Origin of the sequence: Micromonospora cathayae (assembly GCF_028993575.1) — a bacterium.
Lineage (GTDB): Bacteria > Actinomycetota > Actinomycetes > Mycobacteriales > Micromonosporaceae > Micromonospora > Micromonospora cathayae.
In genome coordinates this window covers 430892-449112 of the sequence record NZ_CP118615.1, presented here as the reverse complement: position 1 = coordinate 449112, position 18221 = coordinate 430892, and the positions used below count along the sequence as shown (strand labels likewise).

At 73.2% G+C, this 18221-nt stretch carries 15 protein-coding genes; 12 read left to right on the top strand and 3 right to left on the bottom strand.

The genetic code is table 11. The features are described from left to right. Positions 1-187: 187 nt before the first annotated feature. The gene (locus PVK37_RS02030; RefSeq protein ID WP_275031963.1) at positions 188-1012 is read left to right on the top strand and encodes a helix-turn-helix transcriptional regulator; all 825 of its coding nucleotides are present in this window, start codon (positions 188-190) and stop codon (positions 1010-1012) included. 98 nt (positions 1013-1110) lie between these two features. Here PVK37_RS02030 and PVK37_RS02025 read toward each other — a convergent pair whose 3' ends face one another. Next, positions 1111-1524: a DUF5319 domain-containing protein gene (locus tag PVK37_RS02025; protein ID WP_275031962.1), complete on the bottom strand. Its 414-nt coding sequence runs from the start codon at positions 1522-1524 to the stop codon at positions 1111-1113. A gap of 183 nt (positions 1525-1707) precedes the next feature. On the opposite strand from PVK37_RS02025, the gene guaB reads away from it, so the two are divergent. The 7 genes from guaB (at position 1708) to guaA (ending at position 12732) form a co-directional block, all read left to right on the top strand. Further along, positions 1708-3270 carry an IMP dehydrogenase gene (gene guaB / locus PVK37_RS02020; protein ID WP_341483413.1) on the top strand — a complete coding sequence of 521 codons (1563 nt, stop codon included), beginning with the start codon at positions 1708-1710 and terminating at the stop codon, positions 3268-3270. Positions 3271-3300: 30 nt separating this feature from the next. Beyond that, positions 3301-4419 carry a GuaB3 family IMP dehydrogenase-related protein gene (locus tag PVK37_RS02015; protein ID WP_275031961.1) on the top strand — a complete coding sequence of 373 codons (1119 nt, stop codon included), beginning with the start codon at positions 3301-3303 and terminating at the stop codon, positions 4417-4419. A gap of 37 nt (positions 4420-4456) precedes the next feature. Beyond that, the gene (locus PVK37_RS02010) at positions 4457-5869 is read left to right on the top strand and encodes a M1 family metallopeptidase (RefSeq protein WP_423791131.1); all 1413 of its coding nucleotides are present in this window, start codon (positions 4457-4459) and stop codon (positions 5867-5869) included. Positions 5870-5981: 112 nt separating this feature from the next. Next, positions 5982-7517 (top strand): M1 family metallopeptidase, encoded by a 1536-nt coding sequence (locus PVK37_RS02005; protein ID WP_275031960.1) that lies wholly within the window; start codon positions 5982-5984, stop codon positions 7515-7517. A 145-nt stretch (positions 7518-7662) separates the two neighbouring features. Next, a complete protein-coding gene (locus PVK37_RS02000) occupies positions 7663-9120 on the top strand; it encodes a M1 family metallopeptidase (protein ID WP_275031959.1) in 1458 nt (485 codons plus the stop codon). Positions 9121-9316: 196 nt separating this feature from the next. Further along, positions 9317-11008: an FAD-dependent oxidoreductase gene (locus PVK37_RS01995; RefSeq protein ID WP_275031958.1), complete on the top strand. Its 1692-nt coding sequence runs from the start codon at positions 9317-9319 to the stop codon at positions 11006-11008. Positions 11009-11178: 170 nt separating this feature from the next. Continuing rightward, complete coding sequence (guaA, locus tag PVK37_RS01990) at positions 11179-12732, top strand: glutamine-hydrolyzing GMP synthase (protein WP_275031957.1); 1554 nt, start codon at positions 11179-11181, stop codon at positions 12730-12732. 12 nt (positions 12733-12744) lie between these two features. On the opposite strand, the gene PVK37_RS01985 is transcribed toward guaA, so the two are convergent. Then, positions 12745-13017 (bottom strand): PspC domain-containing protein, encoded by a 273-nt coding sequence (locus PVK37_RS01985; protein WP_275031956.1) that lies wholly within the window; start codon positions 13015-13017, stop codon positions 12745-12747. Between the two features lie 143 nt (positions 13018-13160). Here PVK37_RS01985 and PVK37_RS01980 point away from each other — a divergent pair, with 143 nt between their 5' ends. The 4 genes from PVK37_RS01980 to PVK37_RS01965 all read left to right on the top strand — a co-directional run bounded on the left by PVK37_RS01980 (position 13161) and on the right by PVK37_RS01965 (position 16897). Next, positions 13161-14108, top strand: a complete 948-nt coding sequence (locus tag PVK37_RS01980; RefSeq protein WP_275031955.1) for an NUDIX hydrolase — start codon at positions 13161-13163, stop codon at positions 14106-14108. A 174-nt stretch (positions 14109-14282) separates the two neighbouring features. After that, positions 14283-15218: an NUDIX hydrolase gene (locus PVK37_RS01975; RefSeq protein ID WP_275035330.1), complete on the top strand. Its 936-nt coding sequence runs from the start codon at positions 14283-14285 to the stop codon at positions 15216-15218. Positions 15219-15389: 171 nt separating this feature from the next. Continuing rightward, positions 15390-15521, top strand: coding sequence for a hypothetical protein (locus PVK37_RS01970; RefSeq protein WP_275031954.1), 132 nt, complete (start codon positions 15390-15392; stop codon positions 15519-15521). 449 nt (positions 15522-15970) lie between these two features. Continuing rightward, positions 15971-16897, top strand: a complete 927-nt coding sequence (locus tag PVK37_RS01965) for a CDP-alcohol phosphatidyltransferase family protein (protein WP_275035329.1) — start codon at positions 15971-15973, stop codon at positions 16895-16897. Positions 16898-16948: 51 nt separating this feature from the next. Here the strand turns inward: PVK37_RS01965 and PVK37_RS01960 are convergent, their stop codons facing one another. After that, on the bottom strand, positions 16949-18202 hold the full coding sequence (locus tag PVK37_RS01960; protein WP_275031953.1) for a phosphatidylserine decarboxylase: 1254 nt from the start codon (positions 18200-18202) through the stop codon (positions 16949-16951). Between the last annotated feature and the right edge of the window lie 19 nt (positions 18203-18221).

The following is an 18221-nucleotide window of genomic DNA, read 5'->3' as shown; positions in this document are numbered from 1 at the left end:
AACGCGCCGGGTGCGGCCTGGCCCCCCGGTACCCTGCCGCTCGCCGGCTCACACGTCCTGTGATCGAAAAGCTCCGACAACTCGCGCAGTAGGCCCCATATGCCGGAAAAGTTCAGAGAATTGCCCGGAACCCCCTCATGATCAGCGCCGCTCGTGGTCTGCTTCCACACGGAGAGGAGACCCCACTGTGCGTACGGTTCTCGTCTGCGTCCGGACCCCACTGGCGGCGCAGCACCTGTCATCCGCGGCGGCGCGGCTCGGTCTTGCCGCCGTCGTCCGTACCGCCGTCTCCGACCCCGAGGTGATGCTGCGGCTCGCCGAGCAACCGCCCGACGTGGTGCTCGCCGACACCGCGCTCACCCGGCCGGACAGCGCGGGATTCGTCCGGCGGGTCCTCGCCCGCGCCCCACAGGCGGCGGTGCTGCTGCTCGGAACGGAGGAATCCGGCGCGGCGGCGGCCACCATCAGCGCCGGGGCACGGGGACTGATCCAGGGTGTCGACCACGACCTGACCAGCGCGGTCGCCAAGGCGCTGCTGCTGCTGTCCGCCCCCGGACGGTCGGCGCGGCGACGGATCGCCGACCCGGCCCGGGACGCCGCCGCCGTCGGCGGTGGCGGGACGGGACACCCGGGCGGCCGTACCCCCGGCGGAGCCACCCCGGGCTGGCCGGCGACGACCCCGGACGCGCCCGGCAACGGGCCGGCGATGGTCCCGGTGCAGCGTGGTGACGACGAGGTGGACGAGGCCGGTGGCCAGCCGGAACCCGTACCGGCGGCACCGGCGACGGAGCGCCGCCCCGCCACCGGCGGTCGGGGCTCAGGGCTGACCGAGCGGGAACTCCAGGTCCTGCTGGGTATGGCCGAGGGGAAGAGCAACGCCGAGATCGGCCGGGAACTGTACGTCTCGGAGGACACCGTCAAGACCCACGCCCGCCGGCTGTTCCGCAAGCTCGGCGCCCGCGACCGGGCGCACGCCGTCGCCGCCGGCTTCCGCGCCGGCCTGGTCGCCTGAGCCGTACCGGTCACCTGGTCGCCTGAGCCGTACCGGTCGCCTGGGCCGCCTCCGCGCCGGACCGGGCGGCTGGGCCGGGGACGCGCCCGTACCGGTCGTCAGTCGGCGGTGGGTTCGGGGTCGTCCTCGCCGGCCTCGGTCAGGGTGTCGTGCACCCCGTCGGCGTACCCCCGGGCGTAGTCCCAGGTGACGTAGTGGTCGGGATCCGGGTCGTAGGCCGGCTCGTGCACCCGGGGGCGACCGGAACTGAGCAGGTGACGCAGGTTGCCCCGGAGCAGGTCCCAGTCGAAGTAGTGCGGCTCGCGGCAGTCCTCGCACTCGATCACCAGCCCACGGACGCCGATCGGGGCCAGCAGGGCCTGGTAGATCTCCAGGTCCGCCAGGTCCTCCAGGACGTCCTGCCGCTCGACGTCGGTCAGCGGCTCGTGCTGGGCGTCGTCTCCGGGGTCGTCCAGACCGGCGGACGGATCGGCCGGGTCGCCGTTGAACGGGTCGATGGGCTCGTCGTGCACCCCCTCACCGTAGACCCAACCCTGTCGGCACGCCCGCCCCCGCCCGTCGCCACCGGTCGCGCCGCCGCCCGGGCCCGCGCAGCTCAGTGGGTACGATGGGGCGACGCGCCCGGGATTCCGGCGTGTTCCGGTGCCCGCGCGCCACCTCACTGAAGCCCGTTCGACCAGCTCAGGGGAGCAATCGTGGAACTTTCGCCCAGCACCGATCGTCCGGCCGCTGCCGAGCCCGGCGAGCTGGGTGGTCATCTGCCGGAGCTGCCCGCCGGCTCGGCCCGGGTGGTGCCGCTCGGCCTGACCTTCGACGACGTGCTGCTCCAGCCGGGCGAGTCGGACGTGGTGCCCAGCCGGGTCAACACGGTCACCCGGCTGACCCGCAACGTCACCCTCTCCGTCCCGCTGCTGTCCAGCGCGATGGACACCGTCACCGAGGCCCGGATGGCCATCGCCATGGCCCGGCAGGGCGGCATCGGCGTGCTGCACCGCAACCTCTCCGTCGAGGACCAGGCCCTCCAGGTCGACCTGGTCAAGCGCTCCGAGTCCGGCATGATCACCAACCCGGTCACGGCCAGCCCGGACGACACCCTGCGGGACGTCGACGCGCTCTGCGGGCGGTACCGCATCTCCGGTGTGCCGGTGGTGGACGCCGACGGGCAGCTCGTCGGCATCGTCACCAACCGGGACATGCGGTTCGTCTCCGAGCCGGCCACCCCGGTCCGCGAGATCATGACCCGGACCCCGCTGGTCACCGCCCCGGTCGGCGTGAGTAAGGACGAGGCGCTGGCCCTGCTGCGCCAGCACAAGGTCGAGAAGCTGCCGATCGTCGACGACGCGGGCCGGCTGCGCGGGCTGATCACCGTCAAGGACTTCACCAAGAGCGAGCAGTACCCGAACGCCACCAAGGACGACGCCGGCCGGCTCCGGGTGGCCGCCGCCGTCGGGGTCGGCGAGGACGCGTACAAGCGGGCCCGCGCGCTGGTCGACGCGGGCGTGGACGTGCTGATCGTGGACACCGCGCACGGGCACCAGCGGGCCGTGCTGGAGATGGTCCGCCAGCTCAAGAAGGACACCACGGTCGACGTGGTCGGCGGCAACGTGGCCACCTACGCCGGGGCGAAGGCCCTGGTCGACGCGGGTGCCGACGGGGTCAAGGTCGGCGTCGGGCCGGGTGCGATCTGCACCACCCGGATCGTCGCCGGGGTGGGCGTGCCGCAGATCACCGCGATCATGGAGGCGGCCCGCGCCGCCCGCCCGGCCGGCGTGCCGGTGATCGGCGACGGCGGCATCCAGTACTCCGGTGACATCGCCAAGGCCATGGTCGCCGGGGCCGACACGGTGATGCTGGGCAGCCTGCTGGCCGGCTGCGAGGAGAGCCCCGGCGAGCTGATCTTCGTCAACGGCAAGCAGTACAAGGCGTACCGGGGCATGGGCTCGCTCGGCGCGATGCAGTCCCGGGGGCAGGCCAAGTCGTACTCCAAGGACCGCTACTTCCAGCAGGACGTGACCAGCGACGAGAAGCTGGTCCCGGAGGGCGTCGAGGGTCAGGTGCCGTACCGGGGGCCGCTCTCCCGGGTCGCCCACCAGCTCATCGGTGGCCTGCGGCTGGCGATGGGGTACGCGGGTGCGGAGAACATCCCCGAGCTGCACGAGCGCGGTCAGCTCATCCGGATCACCGCGGCCGGGCTGAAGGAGAGCCACCCGCACGACATCCAGATGACCGTCGAGGCGCCCAACTACCACACCCGCTGACCACCCCTTCCCTGAAAACTGGAGACCCTCATGCGTGACGTGGTCGAGATCGGGCTGGGCAAGACCGCGCAGCGCGGCTACCACCTGGACGACATCGCCATCGTGCCGAGCCGGCGGACCCGGGACGTCGACGACGTCTCCACCGCCTGGCAGCTCGACGCGTACCAGTTCGGTATCCCCTGCGTCGCGCACCCCTCGGACGCGACGATGAGCCCGGCGTCGGCGGTCCGGCTCGGCCAGCTCGGCGGGCTCGGGGTGCTCAACGTCGAGGGCCTCTGGACCCGGTACGAGAACCCCACCAAGATCCTGGAGGAGCTGGCGGCGCTCGGCGAGGACGCCCGCGCCACCAAGCGCCTCCAGGAGGTGTACGCCGAGCCGATCCGCCCGGAGCTGATCGCCGAGCGGGTCCGCGAGCTGCGGGCCGGCGGCGGCACGGTGGCCGTCCGGGTGTCGCCGCAGCACACCCTGGCGCTGGCCCCGGTGATCCTGGACGCCGGCGTCGACATCCTGGTCATCCAGGGCACCATCGTCTCCGCCGAGCACGTCTCCACCACCGACGAGCCGCTGAACCTCAAGGAGTTCATCGCCGACCTCGACCTGCCGGTCATCGTCGGCGGCTGCACCGACTACAAGACCGCGCTGCACCTGATGCGCACCGGCGCGGCCGGCGTGATCGTCGGGATCGGCGGGGACGACTGGTCCACCACCGAGTCGGTGCTCGGCATCCGGGTGCCGATGGCGTCCGCGATCGCCGACGCGGCGGCGGCCCGCCGGGACTACCTGGACGAGACCGGCGGCCGGTACGTGCACCTGATCGCCGACGGTGACGTGCAGACCTCCGGCGACATCGCCAAGGCGCTGGGCTGCGGCGCGGACGCGGTGATGATCGGCGAGCCGTTGTCGCTGTGCGCGGAGGCCCCGGCCGGCGGCGCGTGGTGGCACTCGGCGGCCAGCCACCCGTCGCTGCCCCGGGGCGCGTTCGAGGTGGCCGGTGAGCCGCTCGGTGAGATGGAGCGGCTGCTGTTCGGCCCGGCCGACGAGCCGGACGGTCAGCTCAACCTGTTCGGCGGGCTGCGTCGGGCGATGGCCAAGTGCGGGTACCGCGACCTGAAGGAGTTCCAGAAGGTCGGCCTGGTCCTGGACCGCTGACGGTACGGTCGGCCCCGCCCCGTACGCTCCCGGCGTGATCAACGGAGCAGGGGCGGGTGCCGGTCGTCGACGGACGGTGGGCGTCCTCGGCTTGACGGTGGCGCTCGCGGTCGCCGCCTGCGGCGACGGGACGGGCGGCGGGGAGTCCCGCTACCGGGCGGGGGCGGAGTCCGCCGAGGACCCGTACTTCCCGGGGCCGGGCAACGGTGGCTACGACGTCACCAGTTACCGGCTGGACATCGACTACGACCACGAGCTGGTCGGTCGGGCGTCCATTGTCGCCACCGCCACCGAGGACCTGTCCCGGTTCAACCTCGACCTGGCCGGGCTGGAGGCGACCACCGTCACCCTGAACGGGAGGCCGGCGTCGTACCACCAGACCCGTACCGAACTGGTCGTGCAGGCCGAGGGCGGGCTGGACAAGGGCCGCCCGTTCACCGTCGAGGTGCAGTACGAGGGCGTCCCGGGGACGTTCACCGATCCCGTTCTCGGGGTCGGTGGCTTCTTCCAGCAGGCCACCGACGCGGTGGCGATGGGTCAGCCCGTCTCGGCCAGCGCCTGGTTCCCGGTCAACGACCATCCGTCCGACAAGGCGACGTACGAGATCCGGATCGCGGTGCCCGAGGGGCTCGGCGCGGTCAGCAACGGCGTGCCCATGGAGGAGTACACGGCGGACGGCTGGACGGTCCGGAGCTGGTCGGAGAAGTCCCCGATGGCGAGCTACCTGGCCGTCCTGTCGACCGGGAACATCCGGGTGAAGCAGTCCACCCACCGGGGCAAGCCGATGGTGCTGGCGTACGCCATGAGCGTCCTGCCCGGCGGTGCGGCGGAGCGCACCCTGAACCGGACCGGTGAGATAGCGGACTTCCTCGCCACCCGCTTCGGCCCGTACCCGTTCGACTCGTACGGCGGCATCGTGGTCGTCGACAACCGGATCAACTACGCCCTGGAGACGCAGTCCCGGCCGGTGTACCACCACAACGCCTTCAGCTCCGGGGAGAACACCGCCCTGGTCGCGCACGAGATGGCGCACCAGTGGTTCGGCAACAGCGTCTCGCTGTCCCGGTGGAGCGACATCTGGCTGAACGAGGGGTTCGCCACCTACGCCGAGTGGCTCTGGGAGGAGCACGAGGGCGGCCGTACCGCCCAGCAGAACTTCGCCCGCCAGTACGCGGCCACCGACTGGTCGAAGCCGGCGCTGGACCCGGGGCCGGAGAACCTCTTCTCCGAGGCCGTCTACCAGCGGGGTGCGCTCGCCGTGCACGCGCTGCGCCGGACGGTCGGCGACAAGACCTTCTTCACCATCCTGAAGACCTGGACGACCGAACGGCGGGGCGGCCACGGCACCACCGACGACCTGGTGGCGCTCGCCGAGCGGGTGGCCGGCAAGCCGCTGCGTCCCCTCTTCGACGCCTGGCTGTCCGGTACGACCGCACCCGCCAAGCCCTGACCTCCTGCGGACGCATCGGACGGGTCCCCCGGTCGGGTGGCTGTGCCGTGTGCCGGAGGTCGTCGTCCGACGACCGTTAGGCTCGGTGGAAGCGGGACGGGGGGCGTGGCCGATGAGCCGAGCGGGACAGGCCGGTGAGCCGACCGGCCGACGGGCGTCCACCCACCCGGGGGCCGCTGCCGGTACCGCCCGCTCCCGGACCGTCGTCGGTGCCGTCCGCGCCCGGGCCGCCCTCGGGGTCGTGTTGACGCTGGCTACCGTCGGTGCGCTGGCCGGCTGCACCGACCGGGCCGACCCGGACGGAAGCCGGACCGACGGCCGATCCGACAGCCGGACCGACAGCCGAGGTACGGCCGGCGTCGGCGACCCCTACTTCCCGACCTACGGCAACGGCGGCTACGACGTCGCCGGGTACGCCCTGCGGGTGCGCTACGACCCGGCCACCGACCGGCTCGACGGCACCGCCACCATCACCGCCACCAGCACCGGTCCGCTCACCCGGTTCAACCTGGACCTGGTCGGGCTGACCGTCACCACGGTCACCGTGGACGGACGCGCCGCCGGACACCGCCGCGACGGCGCGGAGCTGGTGGTCACCCCGGCCGACCGGATCGCCGCGGACCGCCGCTTCACCGTCGAGGTGCGCTACGCCGGGGTACCGGCCACCGTCACCAGCCCCGAGCTGGGCAACGGTGGCTTCCTGCACACCTCGGACGGGGCGGTCGCGGTGGGCCAGCCCCAGTCGGCGAGTACCTGGTTTCCGGTGAACGATCATCCGTCGGACAAGGCGACGTACGTGATCGAGGTGACGGTTCCGGACGGGTTGGCGGCGTTGAGCAACGGTGAGCCGACCGGTCGGACCAGTGCGGACGGGTGGACCACCTGGAAGTGGGCGGAGCGGACGCCGATGGCGAGTTACCTGAGCACCCTGGTGATCGGGGAGTACCGGGTGAGCACCGGCGAACACAAGGGCCGGCCGGTGGTCACCGCGGTCGCCGCCGGCCTGCCAGCCGACGGTCCCGCCGCCCGCTCCATCGCCCGCACCACCGAGATCGCCGACTACCTGGAGAGCGTCTTCGGGCCGTACCCGGTCACCGCGTACGGCGGGATCGCGATCGACGACCCGCGCGTCGGGTACGCCCTGGAGACCCAGTCCCGCCCGGTGTACGGGCCGGGTTTCTTCCGGGACGGTCGCCCGAACCTGGACGTGGTCGTCCACGAGCTGGCGCACCAGTGGTTCGGCAACAGCGTCTCGATCCGGCGCTGGCCGGACATCTGGCTCAACGAGGGCCTCGCCAGCTACGCCGAGTGGCTCTGGGCAGAACACACCGGCGGCCAGACCGTCCACCGCAGCTTCGAACTCCAGTACGCCGTCACCGACTGGTCGAAGCCCACCCTGGACCCGGGCCGGGCCGAGCTGTTCTCCACGGCGGTCTACCAGCGGGGCGCGCTCGCCGTGCACGCGCTTCGCCGGACGGTCGGCGACGACACCTTCTTCCGGATCCTGCGGACCTGGACGGCGGAGCGGCGCGACGGCACGGTGGTCACCGCCGACCTGGTCGCGTTGGCGGAACGGGTCTCCGGCCGGTCGCTGCGCCCGCTCTTCGACGCCTGGCTGGTCGGCACCACCGCCCCGGACGTGCCGTAGGGCCGATGTGTGATCATCGAACCGCCAGGTCAGCCTGGCCACGCGGTACCCGGGCCGGCACCCGCCGTCGGGCCTGCTCACGCCCTGTCGGGCCGGCTCCGGCCGGCCGCGCGGGCACCCCGCGCCGTCTGCGGAGGAGATTGCGATGACACAGGTACGGCGACCGGCCCGCCGCCACGCGGCACTGCTGGTGGCCGGGCTGCTGGCGCTGACCGGCTGCGGGTCGACCCCGGACGAGCCGGACGACCCGTCGCCGTCCGCCGCCGCCTCGCCGAGCGTCCGCCGGTTCGTCCCCGGCACGCCGGGAGCGGGTGACCCCTACTTCCCGACGTACGGCAACGGCGGCTACGACGTCCGCGAGTACACCGTCCAGGTGCGGTACGACCCGGCCACCGACCGGCTCAGCGGGCAGGTCGGCCTGCGGGCCACCGCCACCACCGACCTGTCCCGCTTCAACCTCGACCTGGCCGGGCTGACCGTCCGCGCGGTCACCGTGGACGGCGCGCCGGCCGCGCACACCCGCAGCGGCAACGAGTTGACCGTCACCCCGGCCGCCGGGCTGCCGGCCGGCAACGGATTCGCGGTGGAGATCAGGTACGACGGCGAGCCCGCCCCGCTGGAGAACGAGGCGCTCGGCGAGGGCGGCTTCATCCACACGCCCGACGGGGCGATCGCGTTGGGGCAGCCGGAGTCGGCGAGTACCTGGTTCCCGGTGAACGATCATCCGTCGGACAAGGCGACGTACGTGGTCGAGGTGACGGTTCCGGACGGGTTGGCGGCGTTGAGCAACGGTGAGCCGACCGGTCGGACCAGTGCGGACGGGTGGACCACCTGGAAGTGGGCCGAGCGGACGCCGATGGCGAGTTACCTGAGCACCCTGGTGATCGGGGAGTACCGGGTGAGCACCGGCGAACACAAGGGCCGACCCGTGGTCACCGCGGTCACCGACCGGCTCCCGAAGGGCGCGGCGGACGAGTCGATGGCCGCCACCCTGGCGGTGGCCGACTACCTGGAGAGCGTCTTCGGGCCGTACCCGTTCGGGTCGTACGGCGGGGTGGTGATCTCCGACAGCCGGATCCGGTACGCGCTGGAGACCCAGAGCCGGCCGGTCTACTCCGCCGGGTTCTTCCGGTCCGGCGAGAACACCTCGATCGTGGCGCACGAGATCGCGCACCAGTGGTTCGGCAACAGCGTGTCGATCGGGCGCTGGCAGGACATCTGGCTCAACGAGGGCCTCGCCACGTACGCCGAGTGGCTGTGGGCCGAGCACTCGGGCGGCCAGCGCGTCCAGGACGCCTTCGACGCCGCGTACGCCCGCGCCGGTGACCGGGTCTGGCGTACCCCGCCGGGCGACCCGGGGGCGGCGGAGCTGTTCAGCGAGTCGGTCTACCAGCGTGGTGCGATGACCGTGCACGCCCTGCGGTCGACCATCGGCGACGACGCGTTCTTCCGGCTGCTGAAGACCTGGACGGCGGAGAAACGCGACGGCAACGCGACCACCGACGAGTTCGTCACCCAGGCCGAGCAGGTCTCCGGCCGGCAGCTCGACGCCCTGTTCGAGTCCTGGCTCTACACCGCCGAACGCCCCGACCGCCCGGAGTGAAGCCCGCCGACCGCCCGGAGTGAAGCCCTCCGACCGCGCGGCGTGAGCCGGGGCGGGCCTTTCCGGCCGAACGCACCGGACCCGACTACGGGGCGGCGTGACGGCGACCGGCGCGTCCCGGATCCGGCCGGCCGCCACGCCAGGGTGCGAAAAGTGCCGCTGGCGCAGCGGTTACCGATGGGTAGATGATGCCTGCATGCGGTACGACGTGGTCGTCATCGGGTCCGGCTTCGGTGGCAGCGTCGCCGCGCTCCGGCTGGCCGAGAAGGGCTGGTCCGTCGGGGTGCTGGAGGCCGGTCGCCGGTTCGCCGACGACGAGTTCCCGGAAACCTCCTGGCGGCTGCGACGTTTCCTGTGGGCCCCCCGGCTGGGCTGCTACGGCATCCAGCGGATCGACCTGCTCCGCCCGGCCGACCGGAAGGCCGGCGGGGGAGTGCTGGTGCTCTCCGGGGCCGGCGTCGGTGGCGGCTCCCTGGTCTACGCGAACACCCTCTACGAACCGCTGGACGCCTTCTACGACGACCCCCAGTGGCGGCACGTCACCGACTGGCGGGCCGAGCTGACCCCCCACTACGACCAGGCGAAACGGATGCTCGGCGTCACCACGTACCCGGTCACCACGGGCGCGGACCGGGTGATGCGGGCGGTGGCCGACCGGATGGGGGTCGGGCACACCGTCCACCCGACGCCGGTCGGCGTGCACATCGGCCGGCCCGGCGTCCGGGTGCCCGACCCGTACTTCGGTGGGGCCGGGCCGGCGCGGTCCGGCTGCACGCACTGCGGCTCGTGCATGACCGGCTGCCGGGTCGGGGCGAAGAACACCCTGGTCAAGAACTATCTGTGGCTGGCCGAGCGGCTCGGCGCGCGGGTGCATCCGCTGACCACGGTGACCGCCGTCCGGCCGCTGCCCGGCGGCGGCTACCGGATCGAGACGGTCCGGACCGGGTCCTGGCTGCCGGGACGCCGGCAGGTGTTCGAGGCCGACCAGGTGGTCCTCGCGGCCGGCGCGCTCGGCACCCAACGGCTGCTGCACCGGATGCGGGCCGGCGGGGTGCTGCCCGCGATCTCGCCCCGGCTCGGTGAGCTGACCCGGACCAACTCGGAGGCGATCCTCGGCGCGTCGGTGTCCCGGGCGCAGGCCCGCGCCGCCGGGTTGGACTTCACCGAGGGGGTGGCCATCACCAGTTCGTTCCACCCGGACGCGCAGACCCACGTCGAGCCGGTCCGCTACGGGCGCGGCTCCAACGCGATGGGCCTGCTCCAGTCGCTGCTGGTCGACGGCGGCCCGCACCGGGTCCGCCGCTGGCTGGGCAGCCTGCTGCGGCAGCCCGGCCTGGCCGCCCGGATGCTGTCGGTGCGGGGCTGGTCGGAACGTACGGTGATCGCCCTGGTCATGCAGTCGGCGGACAACTCGCTGACCACCCGGCTGCGACGCGGACGGCTGGTCTCCGGCCCGGGGCACGGGGCACCGAACCCGACCTGGATCCCGGCCGGCAACCAGGCGGCCCGGCTGCTCGCCGAGGAGATCGGCGGGGTGCCGGGCGGGTCGCTGACCGAGCCGTTCGACATCCCGATGACCGCGCACATCCTGGGCGGGGCGGTCATCGGCACCTCCCCGGCCGACGGGGTGATCGACCCGTACCACCGGGTCTTCGGGCATCCGGGGCTGCACGTGGTGGACGGCGCGGCGGTCTCGGCCAACCTGGGGGTCAACCCGTCCCTGACCATCACCGCGCAGGCGGAACGGGCGATGGCCTGCTGGCCGAACCGGGGCGACGCCGACCCGAGACCCCCGCTGGGCGCGCCCTACCGACGGCTCGACCCGGTGCCGCCCCGGCGTCCGGCCGTCCCCGCCGGCGCGCCGGGCGCCCTGCCCACCCCCGGCTGAGCCGACCGCCGGCCCGACCTTCCGGCTGACCGGCCGCCGGCCCGACCCCCCGGCTCAGCCGGCCGCCGGGCGCGCTGCGGTCCACCCGCTGAGCCGGCCGCCGGGCCACCTGTCGGCCGGGGGCCGGCCGCTGACGGGAGCCGGGGTGACTGTCGGTAGGCTTTCTGCGCATGAGCACGCCTCGCCCTGTCCTCGTGGTGGACTTCGGAGCCCAGTACGCCCAGCTCATCGCGCGCCGGGTCCGGGAGGCCCGGGTCTACTCCGAGATCGTGCCGCACTCCATGCCGGTCGCCGAGATGCTGGCGAAGAACCCGGCGGCGATCATCCTGTCCGGCGGCCCGTCGAGCGTCTACGCCCCGGGCGCGCCGCTGGTCGACGCCGACCTGTTCACCTCCGACGTGCCGGTCTTCGGCATCTGCTACGGGTTCCAGGCGATGGCGCAGGCGCTCGGCGGCACGGTCGCCCGTACCGGTAACCGGGAGTACGGTGGCACCCCGCTGCGTCCCCGTCCCGAGGCCGGGGTGCTGCTGCGCGAGCTGCCCGCCGAGCTGCCGGTGTGGATGAGCCACGGCGACTGCGTGACGGAGGCCCCGGCCGGGTTCACCGTCACCGCCGAGTCGGCCGGTGCGCCGGTCGCCGCGTTCGAGGACCTGCCCGGCCGGCGGGCCGGCGTGCAGTTCCACCCGGAGGTGGGGCACACCGCGCAGGGGCAGGAGATGCTCCAGCGGTTCCTCTACGACATCGCCGGCATCGCGCCGACCTGGACCCCGAGCAACATCATCGAGGAGCAGGTGGAGCGGATCCGGGCCCAGGTCGGCGACAAGGAGGTCATCTGCGGCCTGAGCGGCGGGGTGGACTCGGCGGTCGCCGCCGCCCTGGTGCACAAGGCGGTCGGTGACCAGCTCACCTGCGTCTTCGTCGACCACGGTCTGCTGCGGGCCGGCGAGGCCGAGCAGGTGGAGAAGGACTACGTCGCGGCCACCGGCATCAAGCTGAAGGTGGTCGACGCGCAGGAACGCTTCCTGGGCGCGCTGGCCGGGGTGACCGACCCGGAGCAGAAGCGCAAGATCATCGGCCGGGAGTTCATCCGGGTCTTCGAGGCCGCCGCCCGGGAGATCGCCGCCCACGGCGACGTGGAGTTCCTGGTGCAGGGGACCCTCTACCCGGACGTGGTGGAGTCCGGCGGCGGCACCGGCACCGCCAACATCAAGAGCCACCACAACGTCGGCGGTCTCCCGGAGGACCTGAAGTTCGCCCTGGTCGAGCCGTTGCGCACGCTGTTCAAGGACGAGGTCCGCACGATCGGGCTGGAGCTGGGCCTGCCCGAGGCGATGGTCTGGCGGCACCCGTTCCCCGGTCCCGGGCTGGCCATCCGGATCATCGGCGCGGTCGACCGGGAGCGGTTGGACCTGCTCCGCCAGGCCGACCTGATCGCCCGGGAGGAGCTGACCGCCGCCGGGCTGGACCGGGACGTCTGGCAGTTCCCGGTGGTGCTCCTGGCCGACGTACGCAGTGTCGGGGTGCAGGGCGACGGCCGCAGCTACGGCCACCCGGTGGTGCTCCGCCCGGTCTCCAGCGAGGACGCGATGACCGCCGACTGGTCTCGGCTGCCGTACGACGTGATCGCCCGGATCTCCACCCGGATCACCAACGAGGTGGCCGAGGTCAACCGGGTGGTGCTGGACGTGACCAGCAAGCCGCCGGGCACCATCGAGTGGGAGTGACGCCGCCCCGGCTCACCGGGCCGGTGGTGGCGGGGCGTCCGTCGGGTGCGGCCAGGCCGGCGCGTCCGACGGCTCCTCGGGCATCAGGAACCACATCACCGGGTACGCCAGCACCGTCACCCCGGCGGTGAGCAGCACCGACACCGCGAAGACCACCCGGACCAGGGTGGGGTCGACGTTCAGGTAGCGGCCGAGGCCGCTGGCGACCCCGGCCACCATGCGGTCGGTGACGGGTCGCCGGAGCTGCTTGTACGGGGCCTGGGGTGCGGGGTTCGTCCATGTCATGCCTCCACGGTCCCCGTCGACGCCGCCGTCGACCTCGGTGGCGGCCCGGATTTATACCCTGATCGATCCCTGATGTGGAGTGGTCAGTCAGGAATCCGACTCTGTCCGGATGCCGTAACGGGGCCGGGGGAGAATTTTGACCCGTGACCACCATGCTGGAGCCGCTCCGCAGGATCGCGGCGTACGCAGTTTGTGCTGACACAGTCGGCCGAGTGTTGCTGGTCCGCGCATCGGAGCGCTCCGGCACCCCCGGCACGTGGTCCCTGCCCGGCGGGGCCGTCGATCACGGCGAGGACCCGAACCACACCGTCGTCCGGGAGACCGCGGCGGAGACCGGTCTGTCGGTGGCCGTCGCCGGCCTGGCGGACGTCCTCGCCGACATGCGGGCGCTGCCCGACCGGGGGATCACCATCCACACCGACCGCCTCATCTACCGGGTCTCGGTACGCGGCGGGACGCTCACCGACCGGGTCGACCGGCCGACCGACCTGGCCCGCTGGTTCACCCTCGACGAGGCCCGTGAGCTGCCGCTGCGCGCGTTCACCGCGCGTGCCCTCGGGCTGCCGGCCAGCTCCGCCGACGTGGTGCCGGACGAGCCACCGGAGTTCCCCTCCTTCTACGCGGTGCCCGGTCCGGACGGGCTGCACCGGGCGCAGCGGTTCGCCGCGTACGCGGTGGCGACCGACCCGGAGGGGCGGGTGCTGCTCACCCGGGTCGCCGACGGCTACCCGGGTGCGGGCTGCTGGCACCTGCCCGGTGGCGGGACCGACTACGGCGAGCAGCCGGGCGCGGCGCTGATCCGGGAGCTGGTCGAGGAGACCGGCCAGACCGGGCGGTTGGTCGAGCTGCTCGGCGTGGCGAGCCACCGGGACGCCGCCTCGCTCGGCCCCGAGGGGTACCCGATCGACTGGCACGGCGTCCGCGCCTTCTACCGGGTGATGGTGGACCAGCCCGCCCCGCCCACCGTGGCGGACGTCGGCGGTTCCACCTGTGAGGCCCGCTGGTTCGCCCGGGACGAGCTGGAGACCCTGCCCACCGACCACCTGACCGAGGTCACCGCCGAAGCCGTCCAAGCCGCCCGCCTAACCTGACCCCCCACCCCCCCACCGGCCCCAACCCCCCCCACCCCCCACCGGCCCGCGCCCGCCCCCTCTCGCCCCGTCGATCATGAAGTTAGTGCCACGACACGCCGGTCCGACCGCGACTAACCTCATGATCGACGGTGACGGTCGGGGTGGGACGGGGGAGTGGGCAGGGTGGGGGAGCTGGCGGGGCGGCGGCGGGTGGCCGCGTACGGGGTGCTGCGGGACGGGTCGGGGCGGGTGCTGCTGACGCGCGCATCGGCGGCGGCCGACTTTCCCGGGGTCTGGCAGGTGCCGGGCGGCGGGGTGGAGCACGCCGAGCACCCGGCGGACGCGGTGGTCCGGGAGTTCGCCGAGGAGACCGGACTCGTCGTCGAGGTGGCCGGCCTTCTCTCCGTGGTCGCCGACGTGATCCGGCTACCCGCTCCCGGGGTGGCGCTGCACAGTGATCGGATCATCTACCGCGTCACCGGAGTGTCTGGTTCAATCCGCAACGAATCGGACGGAACTACCGATCTGGTGGCCTGGATCACGCCCGCCGAGATGACCCGTATTCCATTGATGCCGTTCACCGCCGAGCTGCTCGGATTGCCGGTCGTTCCGCTCCCGGAGGACGAGCCGCCGGCCGCCCCGCGCCTGGCACACGGACCGCCGGCTGCCCCGCGCCTGTCGTACGGGTCGCCGCCGACCGACCGCCGGCAGCGGTTCGGGGCGTACGGGCTGGTCACCGACCCGCAGCAGCGGGTGCTGCTCACGCTGATCGCGGACGGGTACCCGGGGGCGGGACACTGGCACCTGCCCGGCGGCGGGACCGACCACGGGGAACAGCCGGCGAGCGCGCTGCTGCGCGAGATCGTCGAGGAGTCCGGCCAGCTCGGGCGGGTGGTCGAATTGATCGAGGTGAGCCACTTCCACAATCCGGGCGCGCTCGGCCCGGAGGGGAGACCGTTGGACTGGCACGGTGTCCGGGTCGTCTACCGGGTCGTGGTGGAGTCGCCGACCGAACCGGTGGTCACCGAGTCGGCCGGTGGATCGACCGTCCAGGCGGCCTGGTTCACCTGGGCGGACGTGGCGGGACTGCCGCTGACCGACGTCGCCGAGCGGGTGCTGCGGCGATAGCCGCGGGTGGTCGGTCGGGCGACGGCCGCGCCGGCCGCCACCCCTCGCGGACCGGCCGCCAGTTGCGGCACATGGGGGTGTCCAGCGCCCGCGAGACCCCCATGTGCCGCAACCGGAGTTGACCATGGCGCCAGTGGGCCGACAAGGGTGCCCGTTGGGTCGCCTGGCGCGGTGGTCGGCTTGCTGACCGCCTGGCGCGCGGTGGTCGGGGTGCTGGCCGTCCGGAGCGACGGTGGCGGCCGGTGGCCGGCCCTGGGCTGGTGGTCGGGCGGTGCCGCCCTGGGCTGGCCGCTGGGGCGGTGACCGCCCCGACGGCGGTAACGGGCTGGTGGCCGTGCCGGCTGGTGGCTGGCGGATGGTGGCTGCGCCGGCTGGTGGCCGTGCCGGGTGGTGGTCGGTGGGTGGGCGCGGGCCGCTCGCCGCGCCGATATCGACCTGCTCCGGTACAGTCGATAGTTGAGGTTGACGGAGAAAAGGGCGTTGGTGCCCACGATGGGAATAACCGGGCGATTCACGCGGTTTATGGGAGATAAGTACCGCCGGTAGCTATCGCCAAGTCCCGTTCCACTGTGCAATGGTGTACTCCGCTTAAACGGCTGCCGGGCCAGAAGCGGTCCGGCACGAGAGAGCCGGACGCCCGCCCTAGGGCGGTGAACCGATCCGGTGATGGAGGAAACGTGCCGAGAGCCCCATGGCGCCGGCGTCGTACGTCTGACAGTCCGCGCCCCGCAGGCCGCCGCTGGGCAGGCCCGCTGCGCCGCAGCAGTACGTTCGCCCGCCAGGTGCTGCTGGTCCGGGTGGGACGCCGGGACGGCGATCCCCGCCAGGTGACCGACGTGGCCCTGCCCGAGCACCGTCACACCGACCGCTTCCGCCGTCGGTACGCCACGGAGCGGCTCAACCGGGCCGAGATCGAGGCCGTGATGCCGGTCAGCCCGGCGATCGCCCCCACGACACCGGTGGACGCCGACGACACACCGGGCCGGTCGATCCCGCTGCTCCCGGGTGAGCGCACGGTCGCCCGGCGGGCCAGGTTCGCGCTGGTCAACGCCTGCACCCTGGCCAGCATCATGCTCGGCGTCAACGCCATCTTCCTGGCCATGCAGGGTGAGGTACGGCTCGCGGCGATCCTGCTGATCGCCTGTGTCGTTTTCGACGGCCTCGACGGTGCGCTCGCCCGCAGGTTCGGGGTGGCCAGCCCGTTCGGCGCCCAGATGGACTCGCTGGCCGACATGTGCTCGTTCGGCCTCGCCGCCCCGATGGTGGTCTACGCCTCGCTGGCCGGTTCGGTGCCCACCGCCGCCGCCGGTCTGGCCTGTGCCCTCGTCGCGGCCTGCGCCGCGATCCGGCTGGCCCGGTTCAACGTCTCGCCGAAGGACGGCCGCTTCTTCTGCGGGGTCCCCACCACCATGGCCGCCATGGTGCTGGCCCTCGCGGTGGCCATCGAGCTGCCGGTCCCCCCGGTGGTCCAGATCGCCGGGGTCGCCCTGCTCGCCTTCGCGATGGTCTCCAGCTTCCCGTACGCCAAGCTGGCCCGGCTGATCAAGCTGCCGCCGTGGCTGTGGCTGGCCCCGGTGGTCGGCGCGCTGGTCGACCCGCGGTTGACCTTCGCCCTGGTCGTGGTGGCCTACCTGGCCAGCGGGCCGCTGCTCTGGCTGCACCAGCGCCGGACCGCCTGACGTACCAGCCAAAAGGGGCACCGCGGACCGCGGTGCCCCTTTTCCGTGTCGTCAGCGCCAGCGGGCGATGACCGAGGAGCCACCGACCACCTTGTCGCCCGGCCCGACCAGCGGGTCCGCCGCGTCGGCCGGCAGGTAGACGTCGGTCCGGGAACCGAACCGGATCAGGCCGAACCGTTCGCCCCGGGCCAGCAGCGAACCGACCGGGGCCCGCTGCACGATCCGGCGCGCGATCAGGCCGGTACGCTGCGCGACCACCACCGTGCCGTGCTCGGTGTCCAGCACCGTGTACGCGGCGACGTTGTGCTCGGCCTCCGGCTTCATGGCGTTGGCGAAGCCACCGTCGGCGACGAAGTAGTCGACCACCTTGCCGGCCACCGGGGACCGGTTGACGTGCACGTCCAGCACCGACAGGAACACCGCGACCCGTAGCCACTCGCCCGCGCCGAACCGCTCGTCGTGCAGCCGCTGCACCGACAGCACCCGGCCGTCGGCGGCGGCGACCACGGCCGACGGGTCCTCCGGAACGTCCCGCTCCGGGTCCCGGAAGAACGCCGCCACCGGCCCGGCGGCCAGCGCGGGCACCAGCCACAGCTTCGACTTCGGCCGCACCACCCGGGTCAGGGCGGCCAGCCCGAGCGCGATGCCGGCTGCCGCCACCCCGTTGGAGTCGATGTGCATGTCCCGGGTCAGCGGCACGCTGGAGGGGCGGTACGCCGGGGCGAGCCGGGATGCCAGCGCCGTGCTGACCGGGGTGAACCGCAGCCGGTGTACCCGGACCGGCGCCTGGTTGCGCAGCACCAGGTCGACGCCGACACCGTGCAGCGCGGCCTGCCGGTCCAGTTCGGCCGCCGCGCCCGCCGTCCGACCCGGCGCGGCGGGCGTCGCCACACTCAGCACCCCACCCTCGGCGAGGTACTTGGTGAGGCCGTCCAGCGTGCTCCGGGCCTCCTCGGCGGTACCGGTGAACGGCTCGGCGACGATCACCACCTCGACCGGCTCGGTCTCGGCGAGGGTGTCGACGACGCGTACCCGGTCGGCCACCCAACTGCCCAGCGTCGAGACGTGCTCGCGCAGCGTGGCCCCGGTCGTCGATCCGCTCGGCACCACGGTGAGGGTGTCCCCGGGCAGCAGCGCGTCGATCGCCGCGGCCAGGACCGGGGTGTCCGGGGTCGCGTCGACCAGGAGCGCGGCCTTGTGGTCGTTGCGCCGGCTGAGCTCCGCGGCGAGGGTACGGGCGGCGCGCTCGCCGATGCGGACCTCACCGAACAGGCCAGGGCTGGGCACGGCGGGGGGCTGAGTCATCTCGGACGGGCTCCTAGCG

Bases quoted from the DNA above. Each gene is read 5' to 3' on its own strand.
- PVK37_RS01960 (WP_275031953.1), bottom strand. From the start codon at position 18,202: ATGACTCAGCCCCCCGCCGTGCCCAGCCCTGGCCTGTTCGGTGAGGTC.
- PVK37_RS02005 (WP_275031960.1), top strand. From the start codon at position 5,982: ATGAGCCGAGCGGGACAGGCCGGTGAGCCGACCGGCCGACGGGCGTCC.
- guaA (WP_275031957.1), top strand. From the start codon at position 11,179: ATGAGCACGCCTCGCCCTGTCCTCGTGGTGGACTTCGGAGCCCAGTAC.
- PVK37_RS02015 (WP_275031961.1), top strand. From the start codon at position 3,301: ATGCGTGACGTGGTCGAGATCGGGCTGGGCAAGACCGCGCAGCGCGGC.
- PVK37_RS02000 (WP_275031959.1), top strand. From the start codon at position 7,663: ATGACACAGGTACGGCGACCGGCCCGCCGCCACGCGGCACTGCTGGTG.
- PVK37_RS01985 (WP_275031956.1), bottom strand. From the start codon at position 13,017: ATGACATGGACGAACCCCGCACCCCAGGCCCCGTACAAGCAGCTCCGG.
- PVK37_RS01995 (WP_275031958.1), top strand. From the start codon at position 9,317: ATGCGGTACGACGTGGTCGTCATCGGGTCCGGCTTCGGTGGCAGCGTC.